Annotated in this window: 20 protein-coding genes; 13 read left to right on the top strand and 7 right to left on the bottom strand. The window is 45.0% G+C overall.

The features are described 5' to 3' along the window. The first annotated feature begins 31 nt into the window (after nucleotides 1–31). Nucleotides 32–1,510, top strand: coding sequence for a DUF2867 domain-containing protein (locus B7360_RS07210; RefSeq protein ID WP_085343133.1), 1,479 nt, complete (start codon nucleotides 32–34; stop codon nucleotides 1,508–1,510). On the opposite strand, the gene B7360_RS07205 is transcribed toward B7360_RS07210, so the two are convergent. Together B7360_RS07205 and B7360_RS07200 are read right to left on the bottom strand one after the other, a co-directional pair. Then, nucleotides 1,467–2,051: a NapC/NirT family cytochrome c gene (locus tag B7360_RS07205; RefSeq protein ID WP_085343131.1), complete on the bottom strand. Its 585-nt coding sequence runs from the start codon at nucleotides 2,049–2,051 to the stop codon at nucleotides 1,467–1,469. The two genes, B7360_RS07210 and B7360_RS07205, sit on opposite strands and share 44 nt — an antisense overlap. A gap of 22 nt (nucleotides 2,052–2,073) precedes the next feature. Further along, nucleotides 2,074–2,697, bottom strand: coding sequence for a c-type cytochrome (locus B7360_RS07200; protein ID WP_085343129.1), 624 nt, complete (start codon nucleotides 2,695–2,697; stop codon nucleotides 2,074–2,076). Nucleotides 2,698–3,148: 451 nt separating this feature from the next. On the opposite strand from B7360_RS07200, the gene B7360_RS07195 reads away from it, so the two are divergent. From B7360_RS07195 to B7360_RS07185, 3 genes are read left to right on the top strand one after another with little or no spacing between them, the layout of a single operon-like run. Then, nucleotides 3,149–5,413 carry an OmcA/MtrC family decaheme c-type cytochrome gene (locus tag B7360_RS07195; protein ID WP_085343127.1) on the top strand — a complete coding sequence of 755 codons (2,265 nt, stop codon included), beginning with the start codon at nucleotides 3,149–3,151 and terminating at the stop codon, nucleotides 5,411–5,413. Between the two features lie 53 nt (nucleotides 5,414–5,466). Further along, nucleotides 5,467–6,447 carry a DmsE family decaheme c-type cytochrome gene (locus tag B7360_RS07190; RefSeq protein WP_085343125.1) on the top strand — a complete coding sequence of 327 codons (981 nt, stop codon included), beginning with the start codon at nucleotides 5,467–5,469 and terminating at the stop codon, nucleotides 6,445–6,447. A gap of 9 nt (nucleotides 6,448–6,456) precedes the next feature. Next, nucleotides 6,457–8,439 (top strand): MtrB/PioB family decaheme-associated outer membrane protein, encoded by a 1,983-nt coding sequence (locus B7360_RS07185; RefSeq protein ID WP_085343123.1) that lies wholly within the window; start codon nucleotides 6,457–6,459, stop codon nucleotides 8,437–8,439. Nucleotides 8,440–8,525: 86 nt separating this feature from the next. On the opposite strand, the gene B7360_RS07180 is transcribed toward B7360_RS07185, so the two are convergent. The 3 genes from B7360_RS07180 to rsuA all read right to left on the bottom strand — a co-directional run bounded on the left by B7360_RS07180 (nucleotide 8,526) and on the right by rsuA (nucleotide 11,515). Beyond that, on the bottom strand, nucleotides 8,526–9,185 hold the full coding sequence (locus tag B7360_RS07180) for a DUF2913 family protein (protein ID WP_005393239.1): 660 nt from the start codon (nucleotides 9,183–9,185) through the stop codon (nucleotides 8,526–8,528). After that, nucleotides 9,185–10,387 carry a Bcr/CflA family multidrug efflux MFS transporter gene (locus B7360_RS07175; RefSeq protein ID WP_005393240.1) on the bottom strand — a complete coding sequence of 401 codons (1,203 nt, stop codon included), beginning with the start codon at nucleotides 10,385–10,387 and terminating at the stop codon, nucleotides 9,185–9,187. The genes B7360_RS07180 and B7360_RS07175 overlap by 1 nt, the downstream gene beginning before the upstream one ends. 426 nt (nucleotides 10,388–10,813) lie before the next feature. Further along, nucleotides 10,814–11,515, bottom strand: coding sequence for a 16S rRNA pseudouridine(516) synthase RsuA (gene rsuA, locus B7360_RS07165; RefSeq protein ID WP_085343121.1), 702 nt, complete (start codon nucleotides 11,513–11,515; stop codon nucleotides 10,814–10,816). 121 nt (nucleotides 11,516–11,636) lie between these two features. Between rsuA and B7360_RS07160 the strand changes: the two genes are divergently transcribed. The 5 genes from B7360_RS07160 to rplY all read left to right on the top strand — a co-directional run bounded on the left by B7360_RS07160 (nucleotide 11,637) and on the right by rplY (nucleotide 16,547). Next, the gene (locus B7360_RS07160; RefSeq protein ID WP_012841929.1) at nucleotides 11,637–13,388 is read left to right on the top strand and encodes a DEAD/DEAH box helicase; all 1,752 of its coding nucleotides are present in this window, start codon (nucleotides 11,637–11,639) and stop codon (nucleotides 13,386–13,388) included. Between the two features lie 95 nt (nucleotides 13,389–13,483). Further along, nucleotides 13,484–13,909 (top strand): PepSY domain-containing protein, encoded by a 426-nt coding sequence (locus B7360_RS07155; RefSeq protein ID WP_046874807.1) that lies wholly within the window; start codon nucleotides 13,484–13,486, stop codon nucleotides 13,907–13,909. Between the two features lie 76 nt (nucleotides 13,910–13,985). Then, nucleotides 13,986–14,645 carry a response regulator transcription factor gene (locus B7360_RS07150; protein ID WP_005378073.1) on the top strand — a complete coding sequence of 220 codons (660 nt, stop codon included), beginning with the start codon at nucleotides 13,986–13,988 and terminating at the stop codon, nucleotides 14,643–14,645. Further along, a complete protein-coding gene (locus B7360_RS07145; RefSeq protein WP_085343119.1) occupies nucleotides 14,635–15,984 on the top strand; it encodes an ATP-binding protein in 1,350 nt (449 codons plus the stop codon). The genes B7360_RS07150 and B7360_RS07145 overlap by 11 nt, the downstream gene beginning before the upstream one ends. A 284-nt stretch (nucleotides 15,985–16,268) precedes the next feature. Beyond that, entirely contained in the window at nucleotides 16,269–16,547 is a 279-nt protein-coding gene (gene rplY / locus B7360_RS07135) for a 50S ribosomal protein L25 (protein WP_005393245.1), read from the top strand. Nucleotides 16,548–16,694: 147 nt separating this feature from the next. On the opposite strand, the gene B7360_RS07130 is transcribed toward rplY, so the two are convergent. Next, nucleotides 16,695–17,210, bottom strand: coding sequence for a GNAT family N-acetyltransferase (locus B7360_RS07130; RefSeq protein ID WP_031780335.1), 516 nt, complete (start codon nucleotides 17,208–17,210; stop codon nucleotides 16,695–16,697). Nucleotides 17,211–17,958: 748 nt separating this feature from the next. Between B7360_RS07130 and ushA the strand changes: the two genes are divergently transcribed. Next, complete coding sequence (gene ushA / locus B7360_RS07125; RefSeq protein ID WP_085343118.1) at nucleotides 17,959–19,647, top strand: bifunctional UDP-sugar hydrolase/5'-nucleotidase UshA; 1,689 nt, start codon at nucleotides 17,959–17,961, stop codon at nucleotides 19,645–19,647. Between the two features lie 413 nt (nucleotides 19,648–20,060). Further along, nucleotides 20,061–20,282, top strand: coding sequence for a hypothetical protein (locus B7360_RS07120; protein WP_005393249.1), 222 nt, complete (start codon nucleotides 20,061–20,063; stop codon nucleotides 20,280–20,282). 98 nt (nucleotides 20,283–20,380) lie between these two features. Here B7360_RS07120 and B7360_RS07115 read toward each other — a convergent pair whose 3' ends face one another. Beyond that, nucleotides 20,381–20,629 carry a DUF1289 domain-containing protein gene (locus B7360_RS07115; protein WP_048626242.1) on the bottom strand — a complete coding sequence of 83 codons (249 nt, stop codon included), beginning with the start codon at nucleotides 20,627–20,629 and terminating at the stop codon, nucleotides 20,381–20,383. A gap of 210 nt (nucleotides 20,630–20,839) precedes the next feature. Here B7360_RS07115 and B7360_RS07110 point away from each other — a divergent pair, with 210 nt between their 5' ends. Further along, on the top strand, nucleotides 20,840–21,286 hold the full coding sequence (locus B7360_RS07110; RefSeq protein WP_005393252.1) for an META domain-containing protein: 447 nt from the start codon (nucleotides 20,840–20,842) through the stop codon (nucleotides 21,284–21,286). Between the two features lie 466 nt (nucleotides 21,287–21,752). Further along, nucleotides 21,753–22,913: an ABC transporter substrate-binding protein gene (locus B7360_RS07105; protein ID WP_085343116.1), complete on the top strand. Its 1,161-nt coding sequence runs from the start codon at nucleotides 21,753–21,755 to the stop codon at nucleotides 22,911–22,913. Nucleotides 22,914–22,921 lie beyond the last annotated feature (8 nt).

The following is a 22,921-nucleotide window of genomic DNA, read 5'->3' as shown; positions in this document are numbered from 1 at the left end:
TTTATTCCACCAACGATTAAAAGGACAGATAATGAAAAAGGTGTTGGTGCTAGGCGCCTCGGGTTACATTGGTTCTCAACTTCTTCCGTTACTCTTAGATAAAGGTTACGCCGTCACGGCCGCAGCGCGACATATCGATTATTTGGAGTCAAGGACTCGGCCCCATCCTAATTTAAGGTTGCGGTATCTAGACCTAGCCGACGCAGAAGCCACGCTCGCTGTGGTGAACGATTTTGACTTGGTATTTTTCCTAGTACACGGAATGGCACAAGGCGATGACTTTGTTGAATACGAACTAAACCTTGCTTTGAACTTTAAATACGCATTGGAGCAAAGCCGTGTCAAACATGTCATTTATTTAAGTGCCATCCAACCGCAAACCGGAAACTCGCGCCATTTAGCCGCTCGCAAAGCAACGGGCAAAATTATCCGACAGTCTGGCGTTCCAGTAACTGAATTGCGTGCTGGCGTCATCATTGGCCCCGGCTCCGCGGCTTTCGAGATCATGCGAGATTTTGTCTACAACTTACCTATTTTGATCGCGCCTAAATGGGTCGACTCAAAAGCCAACCCTATTGCCCTACCCAACCTCAATCACTATTTATTGCAGCTGGCCGAAGCATCAGCCCCAGAAGAAAACCAAATTTATGAAGTTGGTGGGCCAGATACACTCAGCTACCGCGAGCAGTTTAAAGTCATTTGCCGAATCACCAACAAGCCTTATCGGCTGTGGTCGACACCGTTGCTTACCCCAAAAATGGCATCGTACTGGCTCGGCTTGGTCACCTCTGTACCAGCAAACATCGGCAAAGCATTACTCGCGGGGTTAGAGCATGACTACATTGCCGATTCCAAAGCGATTGAAGCACGATTTCCGCAAACGCTGATCAGCTACGAGCAAGCGGTATCCGATACCATTCAAGATGAAGGCACGTTTGTGCGCAGTAATGTTTGGGGCTTTGAGCCAGCGGCACTTCGTCGATGGCAACCGGGGTATGGCTACTACCCTAAACAAGCCGGTGCGAGCATAAAAACTCAAGCCTCCGCTGCGGCATTATGGAAAGTGGCTCAAAAAATCGGGAGTCGTGAAAAAGGCTATTACTTTGCCAACATTTTGTGGCGCACACGCGAATGGCTCGACATCTTTTTTGGTGGCGGGAAACCGATTCGCGTTTCTCCTCCGGGGCCGGAGCTCAAAGTCGGCGATTATATTGACTCTTGGAAAGTGATTCGCTGCGAGGAAGATCAGTTCCTCTCACTGTTTTTTGGGATGAAAGGCCCAGGGCTTGGACGTTTAGAGATTACCATCAAAGACCATGGTGATGAACGAGAACTGGATATCACCGCTTGGTGGCACCCACAGGGATTTCTCGGGCTACTTTACTGGTTTGCCATGATGCCAGCCCATCTATTCATATTCAAAGGCATGGTCAAAGCCATCGCGAAAGAAGCCGAAAGTATCAGTATTACTCCTCAGGAGGAACAGTCTCTGGAGAATATAGAGAAATAGGCAGGTGATGAGCAATCCCCGCATGGCAATCAATGCACGATTGCTCTCGACTTTCCATCATCTGATGTCGACGCGCAACGGTTCGTCCTTGCGCTTCGAAATCCATCTTGTCAACAGAATGGCAATATCGACACTGTTTTGATTTATTCTCGATAAACTGCTGTGTGACTTCAGCAGCCAACCTCGGACGATGCTCCGCCTCGAAATTCTCAAGTGTAATGTCACCAGTCAGTTTGTGATAGATGTCGGCTGTAGCGCCGATTTTCAATGCGATTTTAGCAAAAAACTCCCTAGGGACATGGCAATCACTGCACGTAGCGGCAACCACACCCTGAGCATTTTTGAAGTGTGGAGATGCTTGGTACTCCTCAACTATCGTATCCATCCCAATATGGCAACTGTAACAAAACTCGTTGCGATTGGTGTAATCCATACCAAAGTGAAAAACACTGAGGGCCGCCCCACCAAGGATAAACGCCAATAAGCCACCAATTGGTATGCCGAGCATCCATTTTCTGTTTGGTTTACGCCATAAACTCATTGGTGTTCATCCCAAAGCAGCGCTAGCGATAACTCGCATAGTATTCTACGAGCGCGCTTAAATCATCGGCACTAAGCCCTTTGAACGCCTCATCCATTTTTTTATCAACGGAGCGTTTGCCTTGCTTAAACTGTTGCAACGTAGTGGCGAGATAGCCCTTCTGCTGACCAGCTAAAATCGAAGCTTCATCCAGAGCGTTACTGCCACCATCCGAATGACAGTTCTCGCAGCTTTTCGCGTGGATAGCCTTACCTTTTATCGCTAACGCTTGATCAAAAGACTGTTTAGCTGGCACAAACTCAAGTCCAGCATAATGCTTTGCTAACTCTTCAATCTGCGCCTCAGATAAAGATTTAACTATCGACACCATGTCGCCTTTTTTGCTCGTGTCTCCGTAAGCGTGACTAACAGAATTTGCAGGCCTACCTTCAAGGTAACGCAACATCTGGTCAAAAAAGTTGAACTCGGGAATCCCTGCGATGGTAGGAATATTCGTGTCGGAACTAACACCGTCTGGCCCATGACAGGCTTCACATTCGTATTGTGAAATTAGCTCACTTGGTGACGCTAAACTGTGGGAAGCCAAAACTGAGCTAATGACTAACACCGAGGAAAATTTTAGAGAGAATTTAATTAGTTGGTGCATATTAGACTGACTCCGTAGTAATTATCTTTATTAATCAAAACCAGACAGCGAATAAACGATAAGAAAATCAATTTATAAACGCGACTTAAAACCAACGATATCCAAGATAAAAATATTAAGCCGTCAACTATTTAAAGTAGCGTAGTTCAATACCCTTACTTTTTCTGCGCCGACCTCTTAAATAGCAGAAAACCCAACCCAAACAATTGATTTAAAATGATAATAAATTCAACCCCAAAATTCACACATAAAAATAGCGGTTTATTTTAATAATATTTCATATTGCGTCTATACTCTTACAAGCCATGTATTTCGATTTATTCAAGCGATGTAAATATGGATATTTTTCTTTTGTCTTGAATATAAAATTAATATTTCAATCAATCGTTTATTGAAATATTCAACCATTCCCATGCATTCCCACTTACTTTAGGACGAATCGAGAGGGACTATGAACGGTTTAAAGTCGATCGCTACATTAATATTTTTTATTTTACTGCTCACCGGATGTGGTCCAGACAGCAAAAACGATCAGAATACACCACCACCTGCACTTGGTGATTTCGAGATCAGTGTTTCCAAGCCATCATTGGTCACTCAAGAAACCGGAGAAACCAAACTGGTGGTCGATTTTACCGTTAAAGACGGCAGTGACAGACCTCATGAGCTAGACGAAACGAAAGATTTTCGCATCGCACTTCTTAAAGCAATGCCCTCTCGTGTCGATACACAAAACTCGAGCGATCCAGCCTTTGCCTTCAATGGGCGCCATGGCAACACTTATTGGAAGAGTTTCCATCACTCAAGTAATACCGCAAATAACCGTGCCAGCATGGAGAGTGTTTGGGATGGAACATTAGTAAAAACAGACGAGGGATATCGCTACACGTTTGCCATTCCTGACGTTTTGAAAGTGTCCGATCCTTATACTGCCGACTCTTCTAGCAACAATGGTTTTATCGCTTGGGATGCGAATAAACTCCACCGAATCGTCATGGCGTATGGCGAGCAAGGCAACGGTTTTACCTACGTGTTTGAATGGGTGCCGCAAGAAAGTTCAGATACGGCTGTCTCCCGCAATGTGATTGAAACAGGCACCTGTGAAAACTGTCATATGGGCGAACCGCTTCATCATGGACCGGGCTATCGCTCAATTGATAACAACATTGCCGTTTGTACCGCTTGCCACAATGACAGTAACCCTGGCGCTGCGCCAGCCAGACGCCCTCTCGCTGCCATTGTTCATCAATACCACGGTAATGTTTTCAAATTAGGTAGCGACAGAAATAACACCGAGACTTACAAACAGCCTGTCGACGAGAATGACGTGCTCGTTACCGACATCAATGGTTTAGTCATTGAAGGCAACCCTTTCCCGCAAGATGCCCGCAACTGTACAACCTGCCATTCAACCGATGTCGCGAAAGCATCAGACGCCAACAATTGGTTTGAACACCCAAGTCAAGTTGCCTGTGAGACCTGTCACTTGTACCGAGACAGAGGCGCGCATGATAACCAAGTCGGTACGGCTTGGGTAAGAAACGGCGAGCCACAAAACTCCTGCTCGGGCTGTCACCGACCTTATGACCGAGATGACAATGGCGATCCAATCATCGGCCAAGACGCGAGCCGAAGTGCTAAAACTGTTCACGTAATGCGTTTAGAGAATCTTGCAAAGGCACGTGATTCGCTTGAAATCAACGTTGAAAGCGCGCGATTTATTGATGACCAGTTTGAGGTTGAACTAAGAGTGTCGAAAGCGGGCACAGGTATTGGATCCATCGACGAACTGACACCTTTCATCAATGAACATGGCCACCTCAATTTGTTGCTGAACTGGGATAACGGCCAAGGCCCGATGGTCGCAAACAACAGTCTCAACGTCGCCGATGATGGCGCACTTGGTGACGGCTGTGAGGCTCAAGGAGAAGGCCTATTCTTGTGTCATAAAGACTTCACTGACGCTGCGATTAAGCCAATCTCCAACTCTACGTTGACGGTTAACATCGCCGACATGCCACTTTGCGCCAACCGTAGAGATGGCGAGCTCGCCGAATGCGTCACGTTTGAAGGCATCGATCTTATCAAATCGCCTTTCGTCATTGCCGCCAATAACGCATCCGGCTCGTTTGATGTGTCTGGTATCAACAAGCAACACAAACTGCCAGTGGGCGCGGACATTTCATCGTGTAACGATTGTCACAAAGAGCTGACTATCCATAAGCTTGGTGAGCATCCACATACCGCCACCGACTTCCAACAATGTAAAAATTGCCATAACTCTGAACGTTCTGCGTTTTATCCTGGGATGGCGGCTGATCTAAAGTACCACGTACACTCATTCCACGCCTTTGGCTCCGCTCATAGCGGTGAAGCGCCTTTCCCTGGCGCAGTCAACAACTGTGAGGCCTGCCATACCAATGCTCAATACAACTTACCTAGCCAACAAAATACGCGCCCTTCTCTGGCGAGTGGTAAGTACTTTAGTCCTGCATTAGTCGCCTGTGGCGCGTGTCACCTAGAGTCATCTTTAGCTAATGCTGACCCGAATAGTGTGGCAGGAGATGCGACTCTGAACCATATGCTGAATCACGGCGCCGTATTTGGAGCAGACACAGCAGCACAAGCCATGGGCTCCGAGCAATGTGCAACTTGCCATGCCATTGGTCAGTCACAAGGGGTAGATAAGGTTCACAAGGTATACGACTACCGTTGAATTCGTCATTGAACACAATGCTTTGACAATTAAGGACAAGAAAAGGAAGAGCTATGAAAGCAATGTTTCTGCGGTGGTTGGTAGCTGGGATACTTGGGTTAGGCGTCATCTTCACCGTCAGTTCGGAAGATGTCGCCGAGCCAGAACCCAAAGCGGCGACGTTAACTCAAGAAGAAATTGAAACTATATTGGACACCAAATTTTCTGAGGGGAAATACTCACGCCGTGGAGCAGATGGCTGCCTTCGTTGCCATGACGATACCTCAGACAAACCTGCAACCGGTATTTTCGACAACATCCACGGCAAGTCAGCGAATTTGCATGGGCCAATGAATGATAAACAATGTGAAGCATGCCATGGCCCAGCAAACAATCACGCGCGCAATCCGCGAAAAGGACAAGTTCGTGAGCCGATGATCACCTTTGGGCCAAACTCCCCTGTTCCGGCCGAAAAGCAAAACAGCGTGTGTTTATCTTGCCACCAAGATGCGAAACGCTCGACTTGGCATAGCAGTGAGCACGCTTTTGAAGGGCTGTCTTGTGCAAGCTGTCACCAACTGCATCAAAAAAACGATCCGATGATGGTTGCCGAAATGCAAGCAGACAAATGCACCGATTGCCACTCCCGCACCAAATCGGATATCCACAAACGCAGTCGTCATCCTATCATTGACGGCGTCATGACTTGTTCTAGCTGCCACAATCCACATCAGGCATTAAATGAAGCAAGCCTGAACTGGTCAACCGTCAATAACGCTTGTTACGAGTGTCATGCAGAAAAACGCGGCCCATTCTTATGGGAGCATGAGCCTGTAACTGAAGATTGTACATCCTGCCACACACCTCATGGTTCAGTGAACAAAGCCCTGCTCAATAAACGGCTGCCAATGCTATGTCAGGAATGTCACCGTGTGCCACATGCAAACGTAGCCATTCCTGAAAACGACTTGAGAGTGCGCGGCGGAAGTTGTTTGAACTGCCACAATCAAGTGCATGGCTCTAACCACCCACGTGGTCAAACATTAAGTTATTAGGAGGGAGGCATGAAACTATCTCAACTGTGCATCGCTATTTCCCTTGCTTTTGCTGTGCAAGCACACGCCAACGATTATTCGTTACAACGTTCTCAACCAGCCGACACTAGCCGCTGGCAGTGCAGTGGATGCAGCAGCGACGGCACGTGGAGTGGAGAAGTCAGCGCTGGCGTCGGTTACCTTAACAACGATGGTTCCTCGCGATTCTATAATTGGAATCCACCCGTTTACGGTACAAACTCTGACAATAAACACTTTAACGCGAGCCTAAACGCCGATATCGAACAATATGAAGACGATGGGTTCTACAATCGAATCGTCGTCGAAGATCTTGGTTTGCAACGCTTCTTACTGCAGTGGGAAATGGGGCAGTACGACGGATTACGTGTCCTCGGCAGTTATAGTGAAAAGCCGTATTTCTGGAATCAGTCCTCACTCAGTGCGTATCATCCAAGAGAGGATGCATTCGTCAGTGGTGACCTATCGAAATATGAAAACTCAGTGACGCGAGAGACGTTTAAGTTAGAACTCAAGTACACACCACATACGCCATGGAAGCCATATGCATCCATGAAGCACGAACGTAAAGAAGGCACAACTTCGCTTTATTCATCGACTATTCCGGGTTACGCCAACGCGCCGGGATTCATACCCAAAGCCGTCGAACATGAAACCTTAAATACTCAAGTAGGAGTAAGCTACATGGAAGATTTGTGGCTGGTGGATATTGCGTATCGCGGCTCGTTTTTTAGAAATGACAAGTCCGCACTTTATTACGGCAGCACTACCAATCCTTACGCTAACCACCTCGCGTATGAGCCTGACAACGACTTTCACCAGTTTGCTGTCACGGGGAATTATCGGTTGAATCAACAAACGTTCAGTGGCCGCTTACTTTGGTCACAGACGTCTTCTGAAGGCGGGTTAAATCCATTCCCGCAGTCCCCCGTTAACTCCAATACATTCCATGGCGAAACTAACACTTGGCAAATGAGCGCGGATTACCACAACAAACTTTCGCGAGACACTGCTTTCGCCATTTCTGCGGACTATTCAGACAAAGACGATAACTCCGATAGAAACACCATCATCGGATCGACGAGAGAAAAATACGACCACACCAAAACCAAACTGGAAGCAACACTCAAGCATCGTGTTACTTCTGATGTAAAAGTGAATACGGGTTACCATTTTAGACAAGATGAGCGAAGTTATGCTGATAGGAAACGTACCGATGAACAACGCGTTTTTGTTGGAGCCCAGTACCGACCAAGTAGACCGTGGCAATTAGGCGGTAAAGTCTCCTACTCTTTTCGCGATGGCTCTGATTGGCAGGACGACAGCAGCGACTCGCCTAATTTGCGCCAATACTATTTAGCCGATAAAGAGAGGATTGAGCTCCGTGGCGACGGCGGCTATGACGTAACAAACGATGTCCAGTTACTTGCTGAGCTTTGGTACGGAAACGACGACTATGTTAAACCCGATATAGGTTTAAGCGAAGGAGAAGATTACGGCTACGATATCAGCGTCAACTTCACTTTACTCGACGGACTAAACGGGCATGTTTTTTACAATCAACAGGTCATCCGCTCCGAGCAACAACAAGCAAACTCTGACGTTGTCGGTTGGAATCGCTACACCACCAAACTCAAAGATGACATCACTACCATTGGCTTTGGTGTGAGTAAAGAGCAGCTACTAGACGACAAACTTTCTATCTCGTTTGATTACAGCTACAGCCAAACTGATGGGAAATCTTCAACCACATCTGGTGGCTACCAATATCCTGATAACGAGGCGAACTCGTACCGATTTGAAGTCATCGCTGACTATGAAGTATCTGAAAACCAAAACGTGCAGCTTAACCTCCGTTATGAAGACTACTCAGAAGAGGATTACTTGTTTAATAACGAAACCGAAACGATGGGCGACGTTTTGCAAAGCTATGAAGGTTTATATGGCGGCGTCTATTGGAAATATCGCTTTTAAATACAGAGTGACGTAACAAAAAAAGTATCAGACGTTTCAAACGCCTGATACTTTCGTATTTCAATTCTACTGCTGTGAGAAGTTTATTAAGCTTGGAAGCTCAACGGAATCTCAGCCAATTGGTTACCTTCGTTTGCAGGAAAGATAAGGTACTCGCCGTGGTATTTCACCATCGATTTGTAGTCCGTCACTTTATGCACCATAAAGCCCGCTTGCGCTGCTTTCTCAACAAACTCAGCATGGTTGCCACGTACAAACCAACTCATTGGTTTGACGAGCAGCTCGCCGTCGAAGCAGCTTTCGCATTGATCTGCACATAGCGCCAAAGAGTTTTGACCTTCCGTGAAGATTTGGATTTTGCCACAACCAACAAGTTGCTCAGACGTTGATACTTCCCAACCCGCTTGCTCCATCACATCTAAAAATGCTTCGACGTCAGAGTCTTTGATCACTTTTGAATCTTCATCTTCAGGAAAAAACTGAGCGTAAAAAGCGGAAATACGCTTGAAGATAAACAACAAACCAGCGTCATTACCCTTTGAACGACCCGCTTTTTGCCAACGTGTTAAATCATCGCCTACGGCTCGACCGAAACGCTGAGATTTAAGTGCTTTGGTAACCCAGCGCACTAAATAATGGTTATTCGCAACAGGTGCATTGGCTAACTTACCTGAGCGATGCTCTTGATCTAACTCTTCAAGTGCTGAGTTAACTAAGTTTTGAATTTCTTTGGTGTAATTCGACATTACGCCTTTCTTCCTAAAGTCCAATAAAACAGTGCTGAAAGCACAGAACAAGCAAACATCACAATGATCATCGGCCACGCCACATTACCTGGTAGTGATGCCACCAGCGCGCCAACCAATGAGCCGATACCGAATCTTAACGTCCCCGCCAGAGACGATGCTGTACCCGCCATTGATGGGTAGCCACTTAAAAGCAGCGCCATCGCGTTACTACCTATCGTCGACAATGTACCGATAAACAGCACAACAAAAGGTACGATACCCCATAATCCGAAGTCCATTAACCAACTTACGAATAAACCAATCCCCGCCAAAAGTTGCACGAACAACCCAAAACGAAGCATGGCATGAGAGCCAACTTTCTTCACCAAGCGACCATTAATACTGGTCATGATGATCATCGCAACAATGTTCAAACCAAATAAATAACCAAAGTGGTCTGGTCGAACACCATATAAATCAATATAAACAAACGAGCCCGCAGTCAGGAATGCAAACATTCCGGAAAATGAAAACGCTCCAGAAAGCATCAAACCTATCGCTTCAGGGTTGGAGCATAATCTGGCGTAGTTTCTCATCGTAGTGCGAAAACGAAGCGGCTGACGATTTTCTGGTTTCAACGTCTCTGGGATTTTCCAAAGTACCAGTAGAATTACCACCACAGCGAAAATGGCTAACACCCAAAAGATCGAACGCCAACCAAACCAGATCGCTAGGTGACCACCTATCATAGGCGCAACCAAGGGTGCCATGGTGATCACTAAGGTAACGAAAGACATTGCACGGGCAAAGTCTTCACGGTCAAACATGTCACGCACGACGGCTTGGATAATGACCGCCGCTGCCGCGCCAGCAAAACCTTGCGCTGTTCGCACATAAGTCAATGCATCAATGCCGTTTGTGGTCGCACTCACTACCGCCGCTAATCCAAAGAAAAGCACACCCAAAATCAGTACAGGTCTGCGGCCAAAACTATCGGCAAGCGGCCCGTGAATTAACTGGCCAATCGCAAAACCTGCCGTATATGCCGTCAACGTAATCTGAACCGCACCAGGCGCAACACCCAAATCTTTCGCGATGGTTGGCATTGCAGGCAAATACATGTCGATCGCCAAAGGCGTCAAAGCACCAATCGCTCCTAATACAAGAAACAATAGAAAACTGATTTGGGATTGCGGAGCGCTTTGCGCTTTTTCTGTCATTCTTTTACCTCTTGTTGGAGCCCTTTCGTCAATACTTTCAGAGCAAAGTGAACGTAACGGACGGTTCTCATATCGTTGAATCTAGAAGCCAAAGGTCTGTTCTATCAACGTTCGAGAATCATAAGGGCAAATATGTACCAAGGTGTGACCTTGACGAACTCGACATAGAAAAGCGTGTGAAAGCGAAGTGTGTTTATGAGAAATAGACACAATGCAATGGAATTGATTCCACCATTTACTCACCACAGCCGAAGGCTTTGCAATAAGAGTATGCATGGCTCAGCTAAATGCAAAGGCATATCACTCAGATGAGTAAGCACACCGGAATTGTCTAGGCACTAATTTTGGTAGGAAAATTAATTTTGAGCCAATTCCTACCAAAAAACTAGTTCCAATTGGGAACTAAAGAATTTCCCATGCCGATAATTAATTCCAAATAGAATCAATTTCTTCCTGCGTGAGGTAGCGATAATCACCAGGTTCTAGAGCCTCATCGAGTTCAATCGAACCAATACGCTCACGATGTAAGTACTCAACTTTATTTCCTAACGCCGCAAACATGCGTTTCACTTGGTGATACTTACCTTCCACAATAGTTAACAATACTTCATTCTCTGCCTCGTTCACGATCTCCAAACGAGCAGGTAATGTTGCTTCTGATTCATTGCGCAAAATGATGCCTTGTTCGAGCTTTTCCGCGTAATCAGGCTGAATCGCATCGACAAGCCAAACACGGTACGTTTTCTCACACTTATGCTTAGGTGAGGTAATACGGTGAGACCACTTACCATCATCCGTAATCAACACCAAACCGGTTGTGTCTACGTCTAATCGGCCTGCAAAGTGAAGGTTTTCAATTTTAGGCTCATCGAGCAATGCGAATGCAGTTTGGTTGTAGCCATCTTCATGTGAACAAACAAAGTCAGCAGGCTTGTACAACATAATGTAACGAGGACCAGGAGCACCAATAACACGGCCTTCCCACATCACTTCCGCACCTTCAGGTACTTTAAATGCACCACTTTTTTGAACCTCACCGTCAACGGTGATGTCACCACTTTTGATGATCTTTGTTGCCTGTTTGCGTGTTGCACCCAGAGCGTCACACAAATATTTATCTAAACGCATGAATACCTCATTGAATTATACCCAAGTAACCTCCAAATCTCGGTTTAAAGGTCACTTGGGTATAAAAGTCAGGTATTATAGCGTTCCTCGTTCGAATAGTTGAGCAATTTCACATATTTTCATGTACACACTTCGCCCTTATCAAGCCGACTCGGTTAAAGCCGTCATTCACTACTTTCGTAAACACTCGACACCAGCAGTGATCGTACTGCCTACTGGTGCCGGAAAAAGCTTGGTGATCGCAGAGCTTGCTCGCCTTGCGAAAGGGAGAGTGTTAGTCCTCGCTCACGTTAAAGAGCTAGTCGAGCAAAACCACGCGAAGTATGAAGGTTATGGTTTAAAAGGTTCCATCTTCTCAGCAGGATTGGGGCGAAAAGAAACTGACCAGCAAGTCGTGTTTGCTTCGGTTCAATCGGTGGTGCGTAACTTAGATTCGTTCAAAAACCAGTTTTCTCTGCTCGTTATTGATGAGTGCCATCGTGTGCCGGATGACAAAAACAGCAGCTACCAAAAAGTTATTACTCACTTACGAGAACTGAACCCAGGCATTAAGGTGCTGGGACTAACTGCAACGCCCTATCGTTTAGGAATGGGCTGGATTTATCAGTATCACACCCGAGGTCAAGTACGCACCGAAGAGCCTCGATTCTTCCGCGATTGTATTTTCGAACTGCCGATCCGTTACTTGCTCGACGAAAACTTCCTCACTCCAGCCCGCATGATGGACGCGCCCGTTTTGTCTTACGACTTCTCGCAACTGAAACCCGCAAACACCGGACGCTACAAAGAAGCAGAAATGGACATGGTGATCGATAAAGCCAAACGCGCCACTCCGCAAATTGTTGAGCAAATCATGCAATATGCGAGAGAACGTCAAGGTGTCATGATCTTCGCCGCGACTGTCCGACACGCACAAGAGATCCACAGTTTACTGCCTGAAGGCGAAACTGAAATCGTCATTGGTGATACACCTACGCCGGAGCGCGATGCGATCATCCAAGCGTTCAAGAATCGTCAAATAAAATATTTGGTCAATGTTTCGGTACTGACTACCGGGTTTGATGCGCCGCATGTCGATTTAATCGCGATTTTGCGACCAACAGAGTCAGTCAGTTTATACCAGCAGATTGTAGGGCGAGGATTACGCTTATCAGACGGAAAATCAGAATGTTTAGTGCTTGATTATGCAGGCAACAGCTACGATTTATACCAACCTGAAGTCGGTGATCCCAAACCAGACTCTGACAGTGAAATTATCACGATTCCCTGCCCGGCTTGCGGATTCAATAACAACTTCTGGGGTAAGTTGGATAGTAACGGCTTCTTGGTTGAACACTTTGGCAGACGTTGCCAGGGTTACTTTGAAGATGAAGACACAGGCGAGCGTGAACACTGTGGCTACCGTTTTCGTGCCAAATACTGTGGTGAATGTGGTGCCGACAACGATATTGCTGCGCGCATTTGTCATGAGTGTGACGCAACGCTTGTTGATCCAGATAAAAAATTAAAAGAAGCCCTTAATCTGAAAGATGCATTGATATTTGAATGCACAGAAATGGACCTGTCAGTATTCAAGTCCAGTGATGGTAAATCTCAACTCAAGGTGACATATTCTGGCGAACCATACCAAGGCGAAGGCAATGCGTTAGTTCATGAGTTTTGGTCATTGAGTACCAAAAAACAAAAACAAACGTTTAAAGACCAATTTGTGCGCCCTCACTTGGCAGACAAGCATCGCCCTTTTGAAGAGGCTTCACCGACACGTGTTGTTGCCAATCAACATCGTTTCCGTTTGCCTCAGTTTGTTATTGCAAGGAAATCCGGTCGCTTTTGGAAATTGCGAGACAAAATTTTTGAAGACGAGTTGAAATAACCTCTGCAACATTTAGTAAAACTGAACTCGATGATTCACTCTCTGTTCATCTATATCCGATATACTGCGGCTAACGTTCTAGAAAAGGTTTGACTATGTATAAAGCAACGACTTCTCAACATTCTGCGTTACTTTTCGGCCTTATCACGACATTGATGTGTGCACCAAGTTTCGCCAAGCATGACGACTACTATGCATCACAAAATGGTCACGCCATCGTGCAAGATGTCGAAAAGCCTGGAACACGCATCGAATTCGATGAAGATCAAGATGAGGTCTATCGCGCGGTTCAACAAGGATATATACGACCATTTTCGGAACTTTACGCCGCAGTAGAAAACGACCTATACGGCCGTATCATCAAGGTCGAGCTTGAAGAAGATGATGATGCTTGGGTGTATGAATTGAAAATTCTGTACAACAATAGCGTCCTGAAAGTTGAGTATGACGCCGCCACGCTGGAAATGCTTGAGATCAAAGGTCGCAGCTTTAACAAAGCGTTAAAGCCACAAAACAACTAAACTGGTCTAATGCGTAATCCCGACTCAATGCGTAGCTTACGTCGATAACACTCCAAACATAATAAGAATCACCAATATGAAAATACTTGTCGTTGAAGATGACCCTCGTTTAGGCGAGCAAATCATCGAAACATTAGAAAGTACCGGCTGGGTACCAGAATTATCTCAAGATGGCATAGACGCTCTGTATCGCGCGACATCGGAAGAATGGGACGCTATTGTTCTTGATCTAGGACTGCCGAAATTGGATGGCCTCACCGTGCTAAAAGGCATTCGTGATGAAAACATCAATACCCCTGTCGTTATCCTGAGTGCTCGCGATACCCTAACGCAGAGAGTTGAAGGTCTAAACGCAGGTGCAGACGATTACCTCACTAAGCCGTTTGAAATGGTTGAGCTTATCGCTCGTATTCGCGCACAACTGCGAAGAGCATCAGGTAACGCCTCTCCTGTGATGCAAATTGGCGACTTGAGCTTGGATACGCGCACTTCTAAAGTCATGTGGCAAGGGCAAGCAGTAAGCTTAACGGCGCTGGAGTATAAAGTGGTCGCTTACTTTATGCATAACCCAGAAAAAGTAATTTCTCGCACCGAACTCGTCGAGCACATTTACAAACAAGACTTTGATCGTGACTCCAACACAATCGAAGTTTTTATCGGCCGAATTCGCAAAAAAATCGCGCCAAAGATCATAAAAACTGTCCGAGGGTTGGGATACCAATTAAATGCCGAATAAGAACAGGCTACCGTTGAACGCAATAAAACGACTGAGTATCAAAAGTCGCCTCGTTTTAGCGGCGATCGTTTGGTTGACGGCAATGATCCTCGCAGCTGGTGTGACGATACCGACCCAAGTGTACAACTATATGGTTGACGACACTCGCTCACAGCTGAGCATTTTTATGGATGAAATCGCCGCTCAGTTAGAAGTCGATGAGACTGGGCACCTCTCACTCGCTGCTCTGCTCTCAGATCCTCGATTTAACCGACCTTACAGTGGTTTATATTGGAGTGCCTCTACTGAGACGAGTCTCGAGCGTTCTCGTTCTTTGTGGGACAAAAAAATCGAATACAAAGGTCTGGATAACGATGCTTACGGCGCGAGAGGCGAAAGGCTGATTACCATAGAAAAAGCTCTGTACTTACCAGATTACGATGGGCCTATCCATATCATTATTGGTATTGACGAAGAGCCTATCAAAAGCACCCTGCAAACGCTAATCGGGCAACTCTGGCTTATTTTAGGCTTATTATTCGCAGGGGTTCTTGCCGTCATTTTGCTGCAAATTGCATGGTCATTGAGTCCGCTTACAAAGTTACAAAAAGAGTTGGCCGAGCTGAAGTCTGGTAACAAAAAGAGTCTAGAAGAAACCTATCCGAAAGAGATTTCTCCTCTTATCTTCGACCTCAACGCTCTGCTTTTCCATTATCAGGAATTGTTAGAACGAGCTAGGAATCATGCAGGCAATCTTTCACACGCGCTAAAAACCCCCCTTTCTGTCCTAAAAAATGAAGTACAGACGTTAGAACCTAATACGCAATCCCGTCTGCGTACTCCGATCAATCAAATACAAGATCATATCGATTACCATCTGGGCCGTGCCCGCATGGCGGGGTCTATGAATATTTTATCAGTGAAATCGAACCCAGCAGAGCGTGTGGATGCTATCTCAATGGCGTTTGATAAAGTGTATGCGAGCCGAGATATCTCCTTAATTAATGAACTTGATTCAGAGCTGAATGTAGCGGTAGAGCAGACCGATCTCGACGAAATGCTGGGTAACTTGCTTGAAAATGCCTATAAGTGGGCCAACAACATGATTCGTGTGCACTCCTCTCAGGATAAAGACAATATACACATCATCATTGAAGATGATGGGCCAGGCATCCCTAAAGAGAAACTGAGTCAAGTAATCAAGAGAGGCGTTAGATTGGATGAAGCAACCCCTGGGTCAGGTCTTGGTCTAAATATAGTCAGTGAAATGGCACACAGTTACCGAGGTCAATTAACACTGGAAGCGAGCGCTTTAGGTGGCTTAAAAGCATCTTTAGTCTTACACCTCAGCCGAACATAAAGCATATAACGCATAAACTTTGTTCTTCGGACCATGATTAGTAAACCGATGAAAATGAAGCCGATGTGAACAAAATCCAAGCAAAGCGTTAAAAGGGATAGCCTTACACCCAGATAAATCATACCTTTTTGTTGATTTGGGTACGATTTGGGTTGCCCATTTATAAGTGGAATGATAGTATCCGCGCTCGCTTGAACAGTTCCTGTTTCAAGCTTTACCACGAACAACAAGGTCGCATTGTTGATTGTGAACATTTGATTTTTACTAATTTGAGAGTAAATACTATGAAATTCGAAGCAGTAGTACGTACTGAACTAGGTAAAGGTGCGAGCCGCCGCCTACGTCACGCTGGCAAATTCCCTGCAGTTGTATACGGCGGTGAAGAAGCAGCAGTAGCTATCGTTCTTAACCACGACGACATCGTAAACCAAATGGACAAGCCTGAATTCTACGAAGGCCTAGTTCTAGTTATCGATGGCAAAGAAGTTAAAGTTAAGCCACAAGACGTTCAACGTCACGCGTTCAAGCCAAAAGTTGAACACATGGACTTCATCCGTATCTAATTCCCTACCAAGGAATTAATCGGATTAAATCCAAACCTTTTGCATTCAAGATAATCGGACTTACCAACCGAGACATCTAAAAAATTTCAAAACCCCGGAGTCTTACCACCTCCGGGGTTTTACTATATGTGGCATATAACAATTGATTTACGAACGGGCAATGTACTTCACTAAAGTGAGATCCGTCAGCGTCATACGGTCAATGATTTCCGCCTCTTCCTCTCCAGTACGCACAAAACCACACTTCTTGTAAAAGTTAAGCCCCTGTTTATTGGTATCCAGTGCTTTCAAGCTTATCTGCATAACGGGCGTAGAGAGTAGACGCGTTTCTAGTTCATCTAACAATGCACTCCCTGCCCCTTGCCCATAATGCAAAGGAGAGACATAGCAACATGTTACCCACGCCGTTTTATCTTCACAGGTGTGGTTAGGTAGTTCGTAACTTAAAAAGCCGACGATTTCCCCTTGTCTCTCAACCACGATCAATTGGGCCAGTTGCTCAGTCATGACTCGCGTCCACATCCTTTCTCGGCGCTCAATCGTAAACTGATCGATGTAGCTCTGTGGCATTAACCCTTTGTATGCTACCTGCCACGAATCAACATGTATCTTGGCGATTTGAGTTGCTTCCTCTCTGACTGCGTTCCTTACTGTGTATCTCATTACTATCCTTTCTTAAAATTCGCCACTTACAAATTCTTTCAACCTTACTCTTTGAATCGAAGCTCAAAGCGAGCAGCCACAGATGCAACGCTTTACATTACTCCATTTCATTTTCATTAATTCAATGATAGTGCACATCGTAATATTCGAGAAAACGCCACGTTATTTACGTTTCACTTTCGCTCATTAGATTGAATCTATTTGTTTTAACATCCGGGTATCGAAAGCGGGATAAACACGGTAAGGTATCGAATAAGAATAAATAAACGATATCTAAGGCATAAGATTTCTAAACGGTCGCAATTATAGTAAAGAGAGAAATACCCTTTCTGGTTGTATTAAACAGAGTAAGCCAAGATCAAACGAGTTTGGGTTTTACAGTGATCATTTTATATACAAAACATTTCCCTCATCATCAGAGCGAAAATTTATAACGATTTGTGTCATGGCTGCTAAGAAAAACATGAACTTGGCAAAATAATCACCAAAATCAGCGCTATACTTCGCAAAAATGCGCATTGATTCACACAAACCACATTCATTCAATTGGCCACTTCACAAAATAACCCCCTCCCTCTAATTTCAATATACTAAAAACTATTTCTGTTTAATTGGAGACGTAGTTTGCAGGCTTATTAATTCATGTCTCCGATAGAAGTATAAATAAGAGATAGATCACTAAAGTTTCACATTAATTCCGTATATTTCACGCCGTAACAATAACAAAATCACAAAGAAAGGATCCCTTATGAAGTTTTCCAAATCTCTTTTGGTAATGGCAGTGGGCGCTGCGCTAGCAGGATGCGGCTCAGACAGCGATAATTCTCCAGTAACCTGCGAGACAGCAGATTCTTGTACTAAGTTCACCGTTCTCCACACTAACGATAACCACGGTCGCTTTTGGCATAACAGCGACGGCGAATATGGCATGGCTGCGCGTCACACTTTAATCGAATCTATTCGCGCAGAAGTCGAAGCAAAAGGCGGTGAAACCATTCTGCTATCTGGCGGTGATATTAATACCGGCGTACCAGAATCAGACATGCAAGATGCGGTTCCAGACTTCGTGGGGATGAACCTACTTGGTTACGATGCAATGGCTGTCGGTAACCACGAGTTTGATAACTCACTAGATATTCTCGATATGCAAGCTGAGCTAGCTGACTTCCCTATGCTGGCTGCGAATATCTATAAGAAAGATACCAATGAGCGTTACTTCGACCCTTACAAAGTATTTACTATCAACGGCCTTAAGATCGCTGTAATTGGTCTAACCACCCAGGACACGGCGAAGCTAGTCAATCCAGACAACGTATCAAACATCCACTTCGAAGACCCTCAAGTTGAAATCAAAAAAGTACTTAAGGAAATCGAAGAAAACGAAAAAGTAGATCTAGTATTTGCAACGACGCACATGGGTCACTACCAAGATGGTAATAATGGTAGTGAAGCACCAGGGGACGTGAAGCTCGCTCGCTCTCTTGAAGAGGGACAACTAGACGCTATCATCGGTGGTCACTCACAAAACCCAGTGTGTATGGAGCCAGGTACCAATGAGTATGCTGATTTCAAACCTGGTGATGATTGCGCGCCAGACCAACAAAAAGGCACTTGGATTATGCAAGCGCATGAGTGGGGTAAATATGTGGGTCGTGCGGACTTTGAATATTACGACGGCAAGCTTCACTTAGCGAATTACGCACTGATTCCTGTAAACCTTTTGGACGACAACGATGAAGTGATCGGTGAACGCATTCAACAAGATGCGACGGTAAAAGCGTTACTACTGCCATACCAACAGCAAGGTCAAGAGTTATTAGATGAGAAGATTTCTAATACAACGGGTAAGTTAGAAGGTGATCGTAACGTAGTTCGCTCTCAACAAACTAACCTAGGTCATCTACTGGGCGAGGCATACCGTACTTACAAAACGGTAGGTGCTGACTTTGGTGTGATGAACTCTGGCGGTGTGCGTGATTCAATCCAAGATGGTGACATCACTTACCGTGACGTACTAACAGTGCAACCATTCGGTAACTTCGTGACTAAAGCGACAATGACTGGTCAAGAAGTAAAAGAGTACCTTGATGTCGTAGCAACGAAATCTGCAGGCTCTGGTGCTTACGCTCAACTAGATAACATCACTTTAGATGTAGATTGTGATGCTGGCTCAGTAACCATTACCGACATTAACAATAAAGGCTTCGATCTAGACGCAACGTACACATTCTCTGTAATCAGCTTCAGTGCTGCTGGTGGCGATAACTATCCAATCATCGATGTTCAATCTACCCAGCTAACCGATGCATACGTTTTACGTGAGTTCTTCGTAAATAACCCACAGATCTCTGCGGATAGCTACAACAAGAACTTAGAAAACATCAAGTATTTCAGTAACGGTCAAGCTGTGAAAGGTTGCCCAGCAACTAATAGCTAAAAACACCTTACACTCTGACGTGAAGCGCTTTTAGAAGTTGTTCCGTCAGAGCCTCCCTAAAAACCGAAGCGTGACGCTTCGGTTTTTTATTTTCGTTAAAGTGCTGAAAATTATCGCCCTTCATAAAGTGTTCAAAAATTATTCATTTGTGTTGTTGACGCCCATGTGCTGGGCTTCTATGTTTGATAAGGTCTTTCGAAAATACAGATTCATCAACTAACTTTTCGCTATGAAGTTTCGTAGCTTAGTGGATGATTCTAGGAAAGATGTGAATGGCGTTACAAACACTGCTCTCAAACAATTTGTCTTTTTGACCTAAAACGAAGGTGATTCGCCGCCAAGCGTTCACCAATGAGCAGCGATCTGGACGTCAATATGTTCAAACTGCTGCCATCGAGTTCAGGAGGTCAAAAATGAAACGAGCCAGCAATAGCTACAGACTTCAAATGATCAAAGAAGTGGTTACCCGTAGAGAGCGCGAAGCTTGCACGGATCCTATGGCGAGATACATTCATCAGCTGATGGATGAACGCCCGACAAGTAAATTAGATGTTGAATTCAATCATCGATTTTCAGGAAGCCACTTTGACGAACATGCTGGGGGATGGGTCAGTGACCGTTGGTCAATGAAGTAGTGCTAATTTAACGAGTTTGCCTTACACGCACCGCATAGTAAGAGCTAATACAGTCCCGGCTCATCATTGATTATTGCCGAGCCGGGATAATTCGAAATTTAAAAGAGATTTTGCTGTGGTGATAATTCTTCTTGAGACTCTTCTGCCTTTCCCTTCCCTGCCAATACCTTTCTTCTATAGCGCTGACGGCATAGCTTAATTACATGCAACTGTTGAGCAGGCGTATAAGTGAGCCAGTTAAATCGCTCTTCTCTTTTACGCATACATCCTTTGCAATACCCTTTTTCGTCCACACTACAAATACCAACGCAAGGGTTTGGGACGGTAAAAAACTCTAGTTGCTCCATGCTCTAACCGTTTTTTGCTCGCTGTGCTGTAATGATATTATAACGACTTCAATATACGCTCCCAACAGTGCTATACATCTTGCACCTTGAAGCCGTTTGAGTATATAAACTGGACTCTGTCACAGTAATACGAAACTATTACCTTATGCTGACAAAAACAGTGTTTTATTACCTATACTTACCACGTTTTCTAAAAACGGAGTCTATAAAATGAAGCTTAGCCTAAAAACGTTAGTTACAGCAATCTCTCTTCCTGTTCTTATGACTGCATGTGCTAGCAACGGTGACAATGTGAAAGAAATTACGGCTCAAGATTTACAGCACCATAATTGGGAGCTGGTTCAGATTGATGGTAAAAACATCGAATTAAAAGAACGTCAGCAAGCGCCTCGCTTAGAAATCGGAGAAAATCTGACTGCAAATGGTAACGCGGGGTGTAACAACTTCTTTGGTCAAGCTGAACTAAAAAACAATCAACTACGCATCGAAAAAATGGGAATGACCATGAAGATGTGTATGGATGACCAAATGAAAATTGAGCAAGCGATGTCTGAAACTCTTACTGAATGGAGTGATATAACGCTAACCAAAGAAGGGCTAATGCTTAAAAATGACGATCACGAACTAACGTTTCAGTTGCGTGATTGGGTAAACTAAGTCCCATTTCATATTCTAAGAGCAGCCATAAGATGGCTGCTTTTTTTATGCCTCCTAATCAATATCAAAGCAGGCTGGATGTCTGTTTCGCACTCTTCGATTAGCAAAATCGTTTAAAACGACAAACTCTTTCCCTCTTTACGCCCTCAACGCCACGTCTACGACGCGGGTTCAGTCTTCCAAATCAACATATCGAAGTTGCTTGAGGACAATAATTTTCAATTACTTGAAAGAATATCGTCAAACAAGCGGTCCGCTCTTGTATACCTAAAACGACACCAGAATTGTCCTTTCTTCGTTTTGCTTCACATTGAGAATAATTCTTTGAATCAATGAGTGATTCCGTTTGGGATTGCCATTGATAATAGAGAGAGATGGATTACTATCCTTGTAACAAAGCGGAGCGACTTGTTTAGACGTCAATAACGCCGGAAACGAGAATAAAAAGACATAACACGGAATAGATATGAAAAAGCTACTCAGTACCGTTGGCATTTTAGCCACCACTTTCGCGACATCTTCTTTTGCCAACTCATCGGTTGCTAGTGAATGGCAAAAAATCGAACAACAAGCCGACGGACAATCCGTCTACTTTCATGCTTGGGGCGGAAGCCAAGAAATTAATCGCTACATCCAGTGGGCGAGTAGAGAGCTAAAATCGCGTTATAACGTGACGCTAAACCACGTTAAAGTCACCGATATTTCTGAGACCACCACTCGACTTATCGCAGAAAAAGCCGCAGGTAAAAACAGCGGTGGCAGTGTTGATATGGTTTGGATCAATGGCGAAAACTTCAAATCTATGAAGGATAACCAATTGCTGTTTGGTCCTTTTGTTGAAGGTTTGCCAAGCTGGCAATACGTCGATAAATCATTGCCAATTGATGTGGATTTTTCAGAGCCGACTGAAGGTCTGGAAGCACCTTGGGGTGTGGGGCAATTAGTGTTTATCCATGATGAGCAAACCCTGCATAACCCTCCTCGATCATTTGCTGAAATGCTGAGTTACGCAAAGGCGTTTCCAAATCGCCTAACTTACCCTCGCCCACCAGAGTTTCATGGCACAAGCTTTATTAAAGCATTACTCATTGAACTGTCTAACAACGCCCCTGCTCTGCAACAACCAGTTACCGATGACACGTTTGAACAAGTTACTCAACCGCTATGGGCTTACCTAGATGAGCTCCATAAAGTCGCTTGGCGCGGTGGTAAACAGTTTCCAGGCGGTACAGCAGAAACCCTTCAACTACTGGATGATGGTCAGACTGACCTGGCAATTACCTTTAACCCGAACGCGGTTTTCTCTGCGCAGTCGAGCGGTAATCTTGCAGAAAGCACCAAAGCGTATGCGATGGACGCAGGTGCACTCTCAAACATTCACTTCTTAGCGATTCCTTGGAACGCAAATGCCAGTGCTGGTGCGCAAGTTGCGATAAACTTTTTATTGAGCCCTGAAGCACAATCTCGCAAAGGTAACCTTAACATCTGGGGCGATCCTTCAGTGCTAAGCAGCCAATACCTAACAGGTTCGGCTAAACATACTCAACAATTCAAATCTATCGCTGAGCCGCATCCAAGTTGGCAATCTGCCTTAGAAAAAGAATGGTTGAAACGCTACGGGAATTAATAAGAGCC

Origin of the sequence: Vibrio sp. ArtGut-C1, from assembly GCF_002105475.1 — a bacterium.
GTDB lineage: Bacteria > Pseudomonadota > Gammaproteobacteria > Enterobacterales > Vibrionaceae > Vibrio > Vibrio diabolicus.
The sequence above is the reverse complement of the archived record's forward strand: the minus strand, read 5'-3'. Positions and strand labels throughout refer to the sequence as shown.